The organism is Paenibacillus sp. L3-i20 (assembly GCF_022180385.2).
GTDB lineage: Bacteria > Bacillota > Bacilli > Paenibacillales > Paenibacillaceae > Pristimantibacillus.
This window is the reverse complement of record NZ_BQME02000002.1, coordinates 84,520-100,133: the sequence shown is the minus strand read 5'-3', so window position 1 is coordinate 100,133 and position 15,614 is coordinate 84,520. Positions and strand designations below refer to the sequence as shown.

Sequence of the window (15,614 nt, the reverse complement as noted above, 5' to 3'; positions counted from 1 at the left end):
TCGTTAAGAGGCTTGTAAGTAAACATAATTTAATGATGATGAAAAGCTTAATTTTCCTTTAATTGTTCATTACAATTATTTACTAATTGTAGTAATAGCACTCGCTAGCTCAAGTAAATCTCGTCCCTGCAATGCACCTGCAATTAACTCGGGCAGACGATCAGGCGTGCAACCGAAGCACGGAATACCTAAGTTCGACAGCTTCTTTGCAAGATCCACATCATAAGAAGGAACGCCACCGTCCGACAGAGCCAGCAAGCAAATGACACTAACACCAGATTGACGCATATTTTCCATCCGTCTAATAAGTCCAGCTTGATTACCGCCTTCATAGAGATCAGAAATCAATATAAACAGCGATTTTTTTGGATCACTGATAAATTGCTCACAGTACTTTACAGATTTATTAATATCAGTGCCTCCGCCTAGTTGAATACCAAACAGCATATCAACTGGATCATTGGCGCATTGCTCGCTTAAATCTACAACTTCGGTATCAAAGGCTATAACATGTGTATCCAACGCTGGTAAGCTAGCAAAGATGGAGCCTATGATCGAGGCATAGATGACTGAATCTGCCATCGATCCGCTTTGGTCGATATCCAATATAACTGTCCATTCCTTACTTCGCCGTGCACGTTCATAGAAATAAAATCGTTCAGGAATAAGCTTTTTGTTCTCCCTATTATAATGCTTTAGATTTTTATGAATCGTTTTTTTCCAATCCATTCCTGTTAGTGAGGGGAGCGGCGAATGCTTTCTACGATTAAGTGATCCCGTTACTGAACGACGAATTTCATGAGCTAACTTAGCCATTATTTCATCTACAACTTCACGAACGAGTAATCTAGCTGTTTCCTTTGTTTGCTCAGGGATACGACCTTTTAACGCAATCAATGTCGCCACCATACGGATATCAGGCTTAATTTGTCTCAGCGTTTCAGGCTCAAACAGTAGCTGAGTTAGCCCCTTTCGCTCAATCGCATCTCCCTGTATAACGGACACAATATCAGAAGGAAAGAAGCTCCGAATATCTCCTAGCCAGTTCGCAAGCCTCGGAGACGATGCGCCTAGACTAGCAGATCTACCTCCCGAATGACTTCTTGAATCTGATATATCTCCGTTTGTATCATCATAGATGGCAGCAAGCGCTTGATCCATTAGGCTAAGCTCGGAGTCAAGAAGCTCTTGACCATTAGCCATGTCATTCAGCTTGTCATTGACTCCTTGACCGAGAATAAGCCGCCAACGCTTTAATTGTTCGATATTCACATTATCACTCATATTATAAGTCTCCAAAGTCGAACTCATTGAGCTCGTCTAATTTTTGCTGCTCTTCATCGCTAAGTGGACGCTGTAGAACATCGGCCGCCTCAATCTCGCCAAATCCCCATAATTCACCTAACAATTCGGCAATTGTATTTTTCTCTCTTGGTTCAAAAGTAGAGAAAGCTCTTCTGAGAAATACAAGCGATCTGCGAAACTGTTCTTCGTCAAGCGATTGTGTATAGATGTCTAGCTGTTCCCAAAGTTGCCTGCGCGATAACAACACATAACGATTACGAAGCGACATCCCTTCAAACCATCCCGCTCCGATATCAGCTGGTATGCCAGGAGATAATCGTCTGGAAACTTCTCTCGATAAACGATCGTTATCAACGAGGTTGCGCTCAAGCAGCAACGCAAATGCAAGTCCCGATAGCTTTGCATTACGATCATCACGATAGGCAAGCCCTTCAAGCTGTCCTATCCAACGCTCGTCGTCAACCATTTCAAAATGCTGTTGAGACACAGCGTGCATATCAATAATTGCAGAAGCCATTTTCGTAGCTGCGTCATCACTGCAAGCAGCTGAATCGATAAGAATCAGTGTTCCACGAAGGAATAACTGTTGAAGCAGCGGAACAAGAACAGCTGTATCTATTTTGCGGACATCCCCATATAACACTAGTGTGGAAAGCTCTCTGAGCGTCCCGGCAATTTGTGCGAAATCCCCTGATTCTACAGCGAGCTGCTGCAACGTCCGACGAGCATCTTCCATAGAAGTAGGCAGACCGCACTGCCAAGCAGCCTTCACAAGAGCAGCTGCTTCCAATATAGTAGTGCTATGTGACAATGATTCCTTTATGAAAAATGCTGCAGCAAGCTCTATCGTTTCACCTTTCATAATCGATTCCACGACTTCAATTTCAGCCTCAGGAGTCCAGCATAGTATCCAATTCTCACTCCAAGTAGCCCCGCTCTGCTGGACTACGCGCTTCTTAGCAAAGCTTATTTGCAACAACTGAAGGCGCTCAAGGAAAAAGGATCTTCTTAAATCGAGGAAAGCAGCCTCTTCCGATTTCACCCTTCTATTTTCCCTAAGGTCAAGCTCCAGATCAGTTGCGACTGTCATTTTGTATTTTTCCAGCTTCAACGATTTTAAATTTCGATTCAAATCCTCTTGAATCGGCGTTTGGCTAATCCCTTCGGGCAAAAAGCCGATGGCCGTTCCGACATCGGCTCTTGCAAGTGCATCAGCTACTATTGCAAGCTCACCATATCCAAAGCAAGTAATGACAGCATCGCGAAGATCACGCAAAGTTGGCAATCGTCCTCCCTGCATCGAGGCAAGCGCTTCAGCCAGCCTTACTGCTTCGATTACAGATGCCGCAGAACGATATGTTCCACTCTGACGCATATGACCTGCGATTGTAGCCAAATAAAGAGAGGGCAGCATGGCAAGGTCCCCCCTGACCAAACATTGCCAAGCAAGTTCGAAATAATATGGAGACACATTACCTGCTCCATACCCGGATTGACTAGAGAGCTTGTAATACGAATAAGGCATGAGCGTCAACTTTGTGGAGATTTTGGGAAGTGAAGCCACTTCTTCCTCTGTTATTCCCTCAAGATTTGCTTCCAGTCCAGATACATGATACGCACCAATAACAACTACAATTTTCTCTGCCGGTATACCCTCAGCAATGGCTTCAGCAATTTTTGCACGCATATAGGCTTCACGGATATCGTTATGAGCAGTTTCCAATGGTGTATACATTCGTTCTTCCGCCTCAGAAATAGTACGCATTTCACTTGAAAATGTATGTATCGAGCGACGGTATGTACTGGGCTCATTACAATGTTCGAAAGATCGCTCCCAATACGTTTCATAATCGGAGTCTCCAGCTCTTAATGCAACCTCCTCATAACGATTATTGACTTCCTTACGATGCAAGCGGACAGCTTCTGCTAGCTCTTCCTTTTCACTAGCAGCACTTAAGCTTGTATGCAGGCTAACAGATACTGCAGATGGTAAGTCAATAAATCGTGCTTCTGCTCCATGTCTTTCTGCCCATTGGAAAGCCTGATACTCCGGAGAATATTCTGCTAATGGAAAAACGAGTGTACGGATTGGTAACTGTTCCGTATACGCTAGTATTGCGATGGGCGGCTTTACTCCACTTAAAGTAATTTGACCAATTAGCTCTGTTGCATCCGATGGTCCTTCTACGAGTACAAGCTCCGGCTTCACCTCATTAAGGAATGTTTGTAAATGATAGGCGCCTGTTGGAGATAGATGACGAATTCCGAATAAATGGACGCCGTTATTGGAAACGGCAGCCGTACTCACGAACTTAGCTCACGGCAAGCACGATAGAGCTCTCTCCATTCTGCTCCCCGTTTTTTCATCACATTTTCTAAATATTCTTTCCATACCGCATCATCTTTCGCTTCATCTTTAACTACCGCTCCAAGTAATCCAGCAGCAAGATCCGCCTCGGCTACTTGACCATCTCCGAAGCTGCTTGCAAGCGCCATACTGTTAATGAGCAATGATATAGCTTCAGCTGTAGAAATTGCACCGCTTGGCTGCTTCAATTTCTCTTTGCCATCAACAGTCATTCCACTTCGAAGCTCTCGGAATATAGTTACAACTTTGCGGACTGCATCTTCTTCTGGCACAGCTTCACCTAATCGATAATTTGTCGCAATCTCGCTAACACGTTTACGTACAATCGCAACTTCCGTCTCCAAATCAGAAGGAGCAGGCAACACAACGATATTGAAACGTCGCTTAAGTGCTGCGGACATATCGTTGACGCCTCGATCACGTGTATTCGCTGTTGCAATAATCGAAAAACCTCTAGCAGCTGGAATGTCTCTTCCGAGCTCTGGTACAGAGATTGTCTTTTCTGACAGAATCGATATTAATGCATCTTGAACCTCTGAAGCACAACGTGATATTTCCTCAAACCTCGATATACCGCCAGTTTCCATTGCCCGGTATATCGGGCTTTTGACAAGCGCTTCCTCAGTAGGTCCATTAGCAATTAACATGGCATAATTCCATGTATATCGGACCTGCTCTTCGCTAGTACCCGCTGTCCCTTGAATTAATTTAGAGGAATCGCCATGAATTGCAGCCGTCAAATTTTCCGATAGCCAAGATTTTGCCGTTCCAGGCTCACCAATGAGCAATAAAGCACGGTCGGTCAATAAAGTTGCAATCGCAATTTCAACTAACCTCGAATGCCCAATATATTTAGGTGTAATGTCAACGTCGCCAGCCCGACCTCCTGTAATAAACGTAAGAACCGCTCGTGGCGAGAGCTGCCAACCTGCGGGTTTCTCACCCTTGTCGTGTGCTTTAAGCGCTTCTAGCTCATGTGCATATAACTGCTCAGCTGGTTGTCTTAGAATAGTTCGTTTTTGATCCATGCTATTAATCCCGCTCCTTCTGTTTTCATATCAAGCTCTGCCGGTTTGGCGGCTAAGCTGTCGGCTAATTGTATGATTTGGTCACGCGTAGAATTAGTTTTCATATTGCCGCTCAATTGACGAATTTTTTCTGAGTAGCTTGAGGGAAGCATTAAGATGATAATCTGCATATCTCTGTGCGTGTGATAATAGCGAAGTTTTAGAGCATCCTCTAAAACAGATATAAGAAGATTAGCGGTTTCGGTGTATCCGATCTGATATAATACAAAAAATTTACGGAACGATCGGTCATTCGTAAGTTTTGTATCAACTTTGATTTGATCAACCAAATAATCAATTACTTTCTGATCAGATTGCTTCACTAATCGACATACAAGGTCCCCCTCATTTAGCGCTATCAGACGCTCCACCCATCTTTTATCCCATTCCAAAACCTCAATCGGCTTACTATAGAAGAATAAGCTTGAAATTGGATCACTCGTGCAATATTCAAACACATTCAGTATGTCTTTCGTTGTTTTACTCTTTTTGTTTGTTAGATAACCTTCATAGAGATCGTATATTTCGACAGGGCGCTTAAACTGTATCGCTGCTTTGAATGAAAACCAAATTAAATCAGGTTGGCTATCACGAAGCTCGTGTAGAAAAACGAGAGCATCTTTTTCATTCGATTGTAATAAAATATTTGCTGAATACGAACTACATTGAGCCATTTCTTTAATATTCAGCCCTTTAAGATCAATAACTTTCATCAAAAATTGCCTTACTACTAATTCATCAGACCTTACTTCAAGACAAGAAATTACTGCACTTACCTTTTCTATCAATTTCTCCTTCTCGTCTGCAGCTATGAGATCGTTTATGACTGAGTTCCCGTATTTCAGTAACTGTTCGGTTAAAGAAGTTGAACGATAAGCTAGAATAGGTGCAACGGCTATGTCTGTATCCTTTTTCATCAATGCATCCATTAATCGACTTTCCACTATTTCCGAACGAGAGCTAGATAAGGCCATTAATGCAGCACTGCGAACTTCCTTCTTCTTGTCATGCGTTAAATCTAACAATTCTTCCTCAAATTGAGGTACTCCAGAAGTTAACGCAATAGCTGTCAATCGAATAGGAAGCGCACCTTCTTTCTGCGCCAATAACACCTTTGGCCAAACCTCCTCCATATTCGTTGTCAGCTTATAAATCGATGCCAGCATCCTAGCATCACCACTGCTACCTTTCATATCGTATTGCTCATTTAAAATCGAAAGAGCAGGTGCGCCAATAATCGGAATAATGACATCAGCAACATAATCAGCAATTTCAGAATAACTATCCCTCAAAGCATGCACAGCAGGTATATATGTTCTTATATCGATAAAGGAGCCATCCTCTACACCTTGTTTAATTAGTTCCAGCCGACCGGCACCCTTCTGTGTAAGCGAGTCAATAAGAGGTTTCAGCTTCCGATAAGGAATCACCGTTGTAACTTTCATTTCTGCACTTTTTACTCCCGCAGCTTGTAGCTCACCCGGTGCATCTGTCGAGCTCTGCGTATGTAAAACGGCTTGCAGCAGCACTGCCAAATCTAATAACTTATCCGCAACTAGATCAGACTGAGCAACCGTAACTGCCGCTACCTCTTCTGCAACTCTTTTAAAAATGGGTGCTTTTTCGCCTAATTGCTGCAACTGTGGCAGCACACGTTTTAATCGTACATCATCAGTCGCAATACTTGCGCCTGCTATTACTAGTCGACGAACGTCCTCATGCAGTTCACGCAATAATGGAATACTCATAATAAGCTCCTTCTCCAACTATTAATAAAATAAACGAATCATCTCTTGTTCAGTTATTAGTGCAAGTGGCTGAGCGACTAACTTCCCTGCAGACAGATCATTTTCAAACATAACGAGTACAGCTACATGAGAGAACAATTTTTCATTTAAATAGGAGAAAAGCTCCGTAGTAGGATGGCCAATTGTTGAAATAGACGCTAGCGGCATCCTTACTCCTTGATCATCAACGAGAACATATTCCTGCTCACTCTTTGCAATCTGTTCTGCAAGTAGTAAAATAATCGGATTTTTATCTGCTAATGGATTTTTTAATTGATTTTTCACATTTTTAATTGCTGTAGTAAAGGAACGTTCTGCAAAAGAACGCACAGTCATTCGATCTCTTTCATCGAGTTCTCGCATCATCATCTCTTCCCAGCGTACCCTCTTGTTCATATCACCAGGATAAGCGAATAATTCCTTCGTTTGAACAACCAAATAAATGCTGTCTTCTTCCTTCATATGCTTTGCTGCACGAAAAGGTCTGTAGTTGCGCGTCACTACTATTTCTCCATCATGAAGCTGCATCCAGTATCCTTCATCTACATATTCACCGCGGGCATCATCGGAATAGGAGTGAAACGATAATTGTACAAGTTCGACATCTTGACGTATTAGTCCATACTCTCGCAGTTCAGACAACTGCCAAGCATGACCGATTTTTTCTTCTAAAATGCTGGTAATATCCATTGAGGAACCTTCTATACGTGCTTTTAAATGTTCTCTGCTCCGCTTAAGTAGTACATGAAAAGCAGCTAAATGCTCTACTATTTGCGAATAAATTGCCTCATTATTTTCACTTGAGCCTATTAGAAACAATAGTTTACGCATGTCCGTTTGAATCCCGGGAACATAATAATTACCAAGTTGCTTTGCTTGATCTTCAAACATTCTAATCGATCGATTATCCAAAGAAGCTAGCCCGGACTGAACCATTTGCTGAACCAGCTTACGAGCCAGTTCAACCCCTTCTAACTGAGCAGCAAACTTCTTCGCAAGAGCATTTTTATTTACTTTACGCTTACTCTCTGTTCCCGCTGGAGTCTCAGCCGTTTCCCGCTTTTTCTCATCGCGCTTATCAGCTTTCTCACGCTTGTCTGCAATATCTGCTGGTATTTCTTCAACCGTAAAAGCCTTACCCGTGGCATAAGCGTACATTAAACCTAATGTATGCTTGCAAGGAAATTGACGGCTTGGGCAGGAGCAACGAAATACAGGCTGTTCTGCTTTTATGAAGTCAACAGAGCAGCTATAAGGTACTTTACCGCTTCCCTTACATTCTCCAAATAGAAGCGTATGATCTACAGTTCGACATAATAGCTGAAAGTTATTTTTACGAACCAAATCATTCCCGTTTTTTATTGCTCCCGCATTAGGGGCTAATGAATCAATATATTCTTCAGTAATTTGGGTCATAATATCCCTCACTTATGTAATGAATTCTTCGTTTTATTTCCACATATCAGTCATCGTTTCCTGCTTTTGGGGCTGATATAGTCTTTATTCATTTAATGGACAAAAAGAAGAAAACGTATATATCTATTATATACGATTGACACCTTTAGCCTAATATGATAATTTCTTTCTAAAGATTTCCAAGTTTATTTCCTTCTTTTTTATCATTTTCACTTGTAAGCGCTTCTCTTTCTATCACTTTTCGAAGAAAAATGTAATATTCGTCGAAAGGCACATCCTCTGCATTATAGCTGACGGGCATTACATCCAGAGCGTTATACACCCTACACTTATATCTCCTACACACCGCATCACATGTTAAAGTGACAATTTCGTTCCCTAGGAATGTCGCCGGTGCTACTTACATCGTGAGCTCAACTCCTGCATTTACCTTTAGCTAACCTACAATGTGATTTCAATTCCTTCATTCCTCCTTAGTTCAAACCTAAAATGTCTTCTAATGTCCTACATTCATTCTTTGTCTAGGCACACTTTCATTCAAGCAACTTAGAATACACTCCAAGCAGTCATCATTCTGTTTTGAGGGGGCTATTCATGCAAGATGCTTTGTTAACTATTAATGGATTATCAACCTCTTTCCGAATTGAGGACGATTATTACGCTGCAGTTGATGATGTATCTCTTTCCGTTCGTCCGAATGAAATTCTCGCAATTGTAGGAGAATCTGGATCAGGTAAAAGTGCTTTAGCCTATTCCATTATGGGTCTGCACACTAGAGCTAAAATTAATGGCAGCATTCAATTTAAAGAAGTAGAACTTGTAGGATTGTCACCAGTTAGGTTAAACGCGCTTCGAGGCAAAGAAATGGGAATGATTTTTCAAGATCCTCTGTCAGCTCTCAACCCGCTAATGATTGTCGGTGAGCAGATTGAAGAGGCTATTTTACTTCATGATAAGAAAATTTCTAAAAAAGATCGTGTAGCCAAGGTACTTGAGCTGCTTAATAAAGTAGGAATTACTAATCCTACGCTAATATTCAAGCAGTACCCTCACGAGCTGTCAGGGGGAATGCGTCAACGTGTCATTATCGCAATAGCAATGGCAAATGATCCAAAGCTGCTCATTGCTGATGAGCCAACAACTGCGCTCGACGTGACAATACAGCTCCAAATTCTTGAACTTATTAAAAAACTGAAAGTTGAGAGTAAAGCCGGCATTATTTTGATCACACATGATCTAGGTGTCGTCGCCGAAATAGCTGATCGGGTCGCGGTGATGTATGCAGGACAAATTGTTGAAATAACCGATGTTTATCGGTTATTCAGTGAAGCACGCCATCCCTACACTAGATCTCTATTGCAATCTATTCCTACCATCAACGATATGAAAGAAAACCTTCACGTCATTCAGGGAATGGTACCTTCTCTTATTAACTTGCCCCGTGAAGGCTGTAGGTTTCAATCTCGCATCCCTTGGATCGATGAGTCTATGCACGAAAAAGCCCCTTCTATGCATGAGATTGCACCAGGACACTTTGTTCGCTGCACCTGCCATAAGCAATTTTATTTCCCTGGCGGTATAGAGGAGGATCACAACCATGTCATTTCTTAGTGTAGAAGATTTAAAAGTTCATTTTGCTATACGAGGCGGAGTATTTGGAACAAAACAAGGATCAGTAAAAGCAGTAGACGGGGTTAGCTTTTCAATAGAAGAAGGACAAACATATGGTCTAGTTGGAGAATCAGGTTCAGGGAAAACAACAACCGGCCGCGCAATAATCGGCTTAAATGAAATTTCGTCAGGTAAAGTATTATTCGGCGGGCATGACCTTGCACAAAAAATCAACCGTAAACAACTGGACAGTCGCAGAGATATTCAGATGATATTTCAAGATCCCTATTCGTCTCTAAATCCAAAAAAAAGAATTATTGATATTGTGGCCGAACCGCTTCGCAACTTTGAACGATTATCCCCTGCTGATGAAAAGCGTCGTGTCAGAGCGCTACTCGATCAAGTCGGTTTAAGCCCAGAGACGATCTACAAATATCCTCATGAGTTTTCTGGAGGTCAACGTCAGCGGATTGGAATTGCTAGAGCAATTGCACTTAGGCCAAAACTTATTATTGCAGATGAGCCAGTCTCTGCACTCGACTTATCTGTACAAGCTCAAGTATTAAATTTCATGAGAGAGATTCAGCGGGAACTAAAGCTTACCTATCTTATCATCAGTCATGATCTTGGAATTATTAGGCATATGTGTGATCACATTGGAATTATGTATAAAGGACGCTATGTGGAGAAAGGGACGACTGAGGACATTTTCAATAATCCCCAACATATTTATACGAAACGACTCATTACTGCTATCCCAGATATTGATCCTTTGCAAAGAGAGCGGCAGACAAAAGCAAGAGCAGCGATCAAAGCAGAATACGACCAATCCTACAAAAGCTACTTCGATGAGGAGGGTCTCGCATTGTCACTGAAAGCGATATCCAGTACTCATTTAGCAGCTTTGCCTGAGAAAGGTTGAGAGCGATGTGGAATACGATTGCAAGACGGTTATTAATTATGATCCCGCAAATCTTCCTACTTAGCATACTAGTATTTTTATTAGCTAAAGCAATGCCTGGCGATGCGCTTACTGGATTATTAGATCCTAGCGTTGACCCTAAGGCGGTTGAAGCACAGCGGGAGCGGCTTGGGCTCAACAATCCTTGGTATATACAATATGGCGACTGGATCTCTAAAGCTGTACAGGGTGATTTCGGTCAATCTTTTCGATTCAAAATGCCCGTTATTGACTTAATTGGTGAACGGATGGCCAATACATTCTGGCTAGCGTTTGCCACCCTCATCCTTACTTATCTCATTGCTGTTCCACTAGGAGTATTGAGCGGCCGTTACAATGATACTTTGGGTGACAAATTGATTACTGGTTATACCTATATAGGTTTTGCTGCCCCTTTGTTTATATTTGCATTGTTAATGTTATGGATATTTGGCTTTCACCTTGGATGGTTCCCAACTGGTGGAAGTGTCGCACCCGGTTCAACCCCTGGTACTTTACAGTATATCTTAAGCAAGATATATCATCTGCTTCTGCCTGCAACTTCAATGGCGCTTATTACAACGGTATCTACCGTTCAACTGCTCCGCAATGAAATTATTGATACGAAGCAAAAGGATTTTGTACATACTGCAAGAGCTAAAGGAGCTTCAGAATCTAGAGTTTATAATCGTCATATTTTACGAAACGCACTTCTTCCGATAGCCGCCTTTTTTGGATTTGAACTAACTGGTCTTATTGGAGGAACTGTATTTGTCGAAAGTATATTCGGCTACCCAGGCATGGGTCAGTTATTTCTCAACTCGATCATGGTAAGAGATTTTAGCGTTGTAACAGCATTAGTAATGTTGTATGGAATTGCTTCTATAGTTGGCTCTTTGTTATCCGATATTATTCTCACTACGGTTGATCCACGCATTCGGATCAAATAACAACTAAGGTAGGTTGAGGTGAATGAAATGATGAACAACAATGTTGAGGTCATAGATGCTAGCCCTTCGAGCTGGCGAATTCTCTGGCGAGAGATTGTACGCGATAAGCTAGCGCTTGCTTCTCTTATATTTATTGGCCTTGTTATTGTTCTCGTATATGGCTTATCCCTATTTTTAAATCAAGAACAGATTGTAAGTGTCGATCTATTCGCACTCAATCAACCACCCTCAGCCGAATTTTGGCTAGGAACTGATTATGGTGGACGTGACATTTTCGGTCAGCTCATTATTGGTACTCGCAATTCCTTATCGATTGCACTATTGGTTACTCTTTTTACCGGTATTATTGGCATTTTTCTCGGACTCATGTCCGGTTTTTTTGGAGGGACGATAGACAATATCTTTATGCGCATTATCGATTTTTTCTCAATATTGCCAACCCTAATGATAGTAATCGCCTTTGTAACTGCTGTTCCCAAATACAATGTTATGTCCTTCGCTTTAATTATGACGGCATTTCTTTGGATGGGAATTGCGCGAATGATACGATCCAAAGCATTACAAGAAAAAGAGCAGGAATATGTTCACGCATCAAAGACAGTAGGATCTACTCCCTTCAATATAATGTTCAAACAAGTTCTGCCTAATTTAAGTTCTATTATTATCGTAACTATGACCTTGAATTTTGCTGCTAATATCGGATTAGAATCAGCCCTTTCCTTCCTTGGATTCGGATTTCCCGAGAGCACCCCCAGTTTAGGAACATTGGTTAGTTATGCCAGAAACCCGCAAACATTGGAGTTTCGCTGGTGGATTTGGTTACCTGCATCATTACTGATTTTAGTACTGATGTTGAGTATAAATAACGTCGGCCAAGCGCTCAAGCGTGCAGCTGATGCAAAACAAAGAAGAGGATAAAAAGGAGGCTACGCAATGAGAAAAATGAAACGTTCATTATTTTTTACTTTTATCTTATCATTACTCGTTATCCTGTCCGCTTGTACATCCAATGGAGGTGACAAAAAGGAAGGAGAGGCATCACCTTCACCATCCCCTTCCCCATCGGCAACAGATGCTGCTAAGGAACCGGAGCCCAAGGAAGATGGTCTCTTTTCCATCAAAGATTTCAGCAATGTAAAAACAAATGAAGGCACTGCACTTAAAGGAGGAACAATTACATACGGTCTTGTATCTGATACACCCTTTCCAGGTACGTTGAATCCTGTTTTTTATTCTTCAGCTCCGGATTCAGACGTAATGAGTTGGTTCGATGAAACGCTACTAACATGGGACAAAAGCTATGTTTATACAAATGATGGAGCTGCGACTTATGAAGTTTCAGAGGATGGACGTACATTTACACTAAAAATTCGCGACAACGTGAACTGGCATGATGGCAAACCGGTAACGGCTCAAGATTTGCAATTTGCACATGAAGTTATCGGACATAAAGATTATGATGGTCCACGGTATGATTCCAATTTTACTAACATTGTTGGTATGGTAGATTTTCACGAAGGTAAAGCAGATAAGATATCAGGTATTGAAATTGTAGATGACAAAACAATCAAGATTACTTATATTGAATCAACCCCATCCCTATTGACTGGCGGCGTGTGGATCAGTCCACTTGCGAAACACATTTTTGGCAACATGGAGGTTGCCAAAATGTCAGCTTCACCTGAAGTTAGAGTAAAGCCGATCGGCTTTGGACCCTTCAAAGTTGACAGCATCGTTCCAGGCGAATCCGTTATCTATTCAAAAAACACCGATTACTGGCGTGGTGAACCTGCACTTGATGGGGTCGTTCTAAAAGTTATTAGTCCATCAACCGTCGTGCAGCAAGTAAAAGGTGGAGAAGTTGATCTTGTAAATTCATTCCCAATTGACCAATTCAAAGATAATGCATCGTTATCTAATATCGAGTATCTTGGCGCAATTGATCGCGCATATACGTATATAGGTTTTAAACTTGGTACATGGGATAAAGAAAAGAAGCGTGTCGTTCCGAATGACAAAGCGAAGATGGCTAATGTCTCCCTTCGGAAAGCAATGTGGCATGCTGTCGATAATGACCAAGTCGGGAAAAAGTTCTATCATGGTTTAAGATGGAATGCAACAACACTTATCCCTCCGTCACATCCAGAATATCATGATGCGACTAACCTAGGTGTTACTTATGACCCTGAAGCAGCAAACAAACTACTGGATGAAGCTGGATACAAGCTAAATGGAAAATTCCGTACTAATCCAGACGGCAGCGAACTTGTTATAAACTTCATCTCTATGACTGGATCAGAAATAGCAGAGCCGTTAGCTCGTTATTATGTACAGTCATGGGAAGCGATTGGGCTTAAAGTTAATCTAGAAATGGTTGAATTTAATGCATTCTACGCTCGTGTGGGTGATACTGGTGAAGATGATCCTAACGTAGATATTTATCAAGGTGCGTGGACGGTAGGTATCGACGTTGACCCTTCAGCCTTGTATGGGCCTGACGCATTATACAACTTCCCTCGTTATGAGAGCGAAGAGCAAAGCCGCCTATTGAAAGCCGGTCTTTCTAAAGAAGCTTTTGATGTAAAGAAACGTCAAGAAATTTATAAGGAGTGGCAGGCGCTTATGGTAAATGAGATTCCGGTCTTCCCTACACTTTACCGTTCTATTATAGTACCAGTTAACAAACGTATTCTTCATTATGCGATTGGCGACGGAACTAATCTCTATCCACATCAGATTGCTATCTCGCAGGAAAAACCAGTTGTAGCTCAATAACAAAGCTGAGGCTGTCCCATTGGGCAGCCTCTTCCTTTTCACCGAATCATCAATACTCTATCGCCTTGAGGACTTTATACAAAACTGCTGCCAAATGATATCTACTTCTTCTATAGAGTTACCTATCAGTACAGCTGGATCAGATAATTCAAAACCATCAACGTGAACAAAGGAATACAACCTCTCTTCAAATAAAAGAATGAACTTCTCTGCTTGAGGCATCAATAGCCCCATTCGTTGACCTAAACCATATATTATCTTCAACTTCCTATAATCTTCATAAGGTATTCTCGGTATGATCCACTTTCCTAATCTATCGCTCCTCACTCCACGATAAGGGAAAGCGGAGAAATCCAAATATTTGCCCGCTTCATCTGGTTCGGAGAATGGATCAATTAATATCGATGCATACCTTATGTATAATAAGTACTGCTGCTTAATTGGATCTTGTTCTACGAACCCTTCAATATCCGCCCGAGATAACGTTAGTTCTCGCACAGGATAATTATCATCATTCAAAAACTTTAATAAATTTATAGGTCTAGCGCCCAAAAGTCTCAGCAACTCCGATATTTCATGCCATAATGAGATCATCGATGCAATTGTATGTTGAGTAATAGGACCTTCCGGATATAGCTTATACATAAATTTTGTCGAACGTTTGGGGCTAAAGATTTCATCTAATGAAACTTTGTTTATAAAAAAGGGAGGGTGAACATACGTCGTAATGCTGCGACTTTCCGCTTCAATGGGATTCATACCTTGCTCACACTTTATTCCATGAGATTCGATAAAATGTTGTACCTGATGGAGCATCGAACGTTCCACTTTATTGCTTCCAATAACAATTTTTCTTTTAAACCCTTTTACAATGACGTTTAGAAGGGATTCTCGATATGGAGCAGGAGGGAAAATTGATGCCCCATAATAAGTCGAGAAACTGATGACTTCAATCCGATCATGAGCATCACCGAGCAGATGCTCAACAAGCAAATTCGAACCTAATCCTGGGGATAACAAAATAATCGTTTTCAAGTTCGTAAGATGCGCTATATCTAGTGAACGGACGACGCTAGCATAGCTATTGCAAGGTGTACAGATGACAATGCTATCCCAACAATCTTCCACATTTTCGTACCCCTCATATAACTGCGCTACTGTCGCACTACCGGAACCAAGCTTATAGGATGCTGACTCGACTTTAGTGGAAATGACTTGTCCCGCGCTTGCTAGCTCTGAATTCAATTGCTCTGAACGCTCGCTTTTCCGATTCAACAGACCTAATTGATTGCACCAACCTCTTGATAGATCTACAGCCATATGAATACTGGCCGGACCAGTACCAATCATAAGAGTATTTCCGAATGGAGCGGCCTCGTTATTGACATTCATTTT

General features: G+C 41.6%; 12 protein-coding genes. 5 read left to right on the top strand and 7 right to left on the bottom strand.

Translation table 11 applies throughout. From position 1 onward, the window contains the following. Nucleotides 1-75: 75 nt before the first annotated feature. From MFF31_RS13660 to MFF31_RS13635, 6 genes are all read right to left on the bottom strand, one after another. Nucleotides 76-1,284: a VWA domain-containing protein gene (locus tag MFF31_RS13660; RefSeq protein ID WP_238188680.1), complete on the bottom strand. Its 1,209-nt coding sequence runs from the start codon at nucleotides 1,282-1,284 to the stop codon at nucleotides 76-78. A gap of 1 nt (nucleotide 1,285) precedes the next feature. Continuing rightward, nucleotides 1,286-3,613 (bottom strand): DUF5682 family protein, encoded by a 2,328-nt coding sequence (locus tag MFF31_RS13655; protein ID WP_238188679.1) that lies wholly within the window; start codon nucleotides 3,611-3,613, stop codon nucleotides 1,286-1,288. Further along, nucleotides 3,610-4,701 carry an AAA family ATPase gene (locus MFF31_RS13650; RefSeq protein WP_238188678.1) on the bottom strand — a complete coding sequence of 364 codons (1,092 nt, stop codon included), beginning with the start codon at nucleotides 4,699-4,701 and terminating at the stop codon, nucleotides 3,610-3,612. The genes MFF31_RS13655 and MFF31_RS13650 overlap by 4 nt, the downstream gene beginning before the upstream one ends. After that, on the bottom strand, nucleotides 4,677-6,488 hold the full coding sequence (locus tag MFF31_RS13645) for a hypothetical protein (protein WP_238188677.1): 1,812 nt from the start codon (nucleotides 6,486-6,488) through the stop codon (nucleotides 4,677-4,679). Before MFF31_RS13645 ends, MFF31_RS13650 begins: the two co-directional genes overlap by 25 nt. Nucleotides 6,489-6,509: 21 nt before the next feature. Then, nucleotides 6,510-7,943, bottom strand: a complete 1,434-nt coding sequence (locus tag MFF31_RS13640; RefSeq protein WP_238188676.1) for an SWIM zinc finger family protein — start codon at nucleotides 7,941-7,943, stop codon at nucleotides 6,510-6,512. 169 nt (nucleotides 7,944-8,112) lie between these two features. Then, on the bottom strand, nucleotides 8,113-8,265 hold the full coding sequence (locus MFF31_RS13635) for a hypothetical protein (protein ID WP_238188675.1): 153 nt from the start codon (nucleotides 8,263-8,265) through the stop codon (nucleotides 8,113-8,115). Between the two features lie 272 nt (nucleotides 8,266-8,537). Between MFF31_RS13635 and MFF31_RS13630 the strand changes: the two genes are divergently transcribed. From MFF31_RS13630 to MFF31_RS13610, 5 genes are read left to right on the top strand one after another with little or no spacing between them, the layout of a single operon-like run. Then, complete coding sequence (locus tag MFF31_RS13630; RefSeq protein WP_238188674.1) at nucleotides 8,538-9,554, top strand: ABC transporter ATP-binding protein; 1,017 nt, start codon at nucleotides 8,538-8,540, stop codon at nucleotides 9,552-9,554. Then, nucleotides 9,541-10,476: an ABC transporter ATP-binding protein gene (locus MFF31_RS13625; RefSeq protein WP_238188673.1), complete on the top strand. Its 936-nt coding sequence runs from the start codon at nucleotides 9,541-9,543 to the stop codon at nucleotides 10,474-10,476. Before MFF31_RS13630 ends, MFF31_RS13625 begins: the two co-directional genes overlap by 14 nt. A gap of 5 nt (nucleotides 10,477-10,481) precedes the next feature. Beyond that, the gene (gene opp4B / locus MFF31_RS13620; protein ID WP_238188672.1) at nucleotides 10,482-11,444 is read left to right on the top strand and encodes an oligopeptide ABC transporter permease; all 963 of its coding nucleotides are present in this window, start codon (nucleotides 10,482-10,484) and stop codon (nucleotides 11,442-11,444) included. Between the two features lie 27 nt (nucleotides 11,445-11,471). After that, nucleotides 11,472-12,362, top strand: a complete 891-nt coding sequence (locus MFF31_RS13615; protein ID WP_238188671.1) for an ABC transporter permease — start codon at nucleotides 11,472-11,474, stop codon at nucleotides 12,360-12,362. A 15-nt stretch (nucleotides 12,363-12,377) separates the two neighbouring features. Next, nucleotides 12,378-14,219, top strand: a complete 1,842-nt coding sequence (locus MFF31_RS13610; RefSeq protein ID WP_238188670.1) for an oligopeptide ABC transporter substrate-binding protein — start codon at nucleotides 12,378-12,380, stop codon at nucleotides 14,217-14,219. A gap of 57 nt (nucleotides 14,220-14,276) precedes the next feature. Here MFF31_RS13610 and MFF31_RS13605 read toward each other — a convergent pair whose 3' ends face one another. Further along, entirely contained in the window at nucleotides 14,277-15,611 is a 1,335-nt protein-coding gene (locus tag MFF31_RS13605; protein WP_238188669.1) for an opine metallophore biosynthesis dehydrogenase, read from the bottom strand. Nucleotides 15,612-15,614 lie beyond the last annotated feature (3 nt).

What these genes read in the sequence shown, in the direction of transcription:
- MFF31_RS13640 (WP_238188676.1), bottom strand. Translation starts at nt 7,943, where the DNA reads ATGACCCAAATTACTGAAGAATATATTGATTCATTAGCCCCTAATGCG.
- MFF31_RS13625 (WP_238188673.1), top strand. Translation starts at nt 9,541, where the DNA reads ATGTCATTTCTTAGTGTAGAAGATTTAAAAGTTCATTTTGCTATACGA.
- MFF31_RS13660 (WP_238188680.1), bottom strand. Translation starts at nt 1,284, where the DNA reads ATGAGTGATAATGTGAATATCGAACAATTAAAGCGTTGGCGGCTTATT.
- MFF31_RS13610 (WP_238188670.1), top strand. Translation starts at nt 12,378, where the DNA reads ATGAGAAAAATGAAACGTTCATTATTTTTTACTTTTATCTTATCATTA.
- MFF31_RS13605 (WP_238188669.1), bottom strand. Translation starts at nt 15,611, where the DNA reads ATGAATGTCAATAACGAGGCCGCTCCATTCGGAAATACTCTTATGATT.
- MFF31_RS13650 (WP_238188678.1), bottom strand. Translation starts at nt 4,701, where the DNA reads ATGGATCAAAAACGAACTATTCTAAGACAACCAGCTGAGCAGTTATAT.
- MFF31_RS13630 (WP_238188674.1), top strand. Translation starts at nt 8,538, where the DNA reads ATGCAAGATGCTTTGTTAACTATTAATGGATTATCAACCTCTTTCCGA.
- opp4B (WP_238188672.1), top strand. Translation starts at nt 10,482, where the DNA reads ATGTGGAATACGATTGCAAGACGGTTATTAATTATGATCCCGCAAATC.
- MFF31_RS13615 (WP_238188671.1), top strand. Translation starts at nt 11,472, where the DNA reads ATGATGAACAACAATGTTGAGGTCATAGATGCTAGCCCTTCGAGCTGG.
- MFF31_RS13645 (WP_238188677.1), bottom strand. Translation starts at nt 6,488, where the DNA reads ATGAGTATTCCATTATTGCGTGAACTGCATGAGGACGTTCGTCGACTA.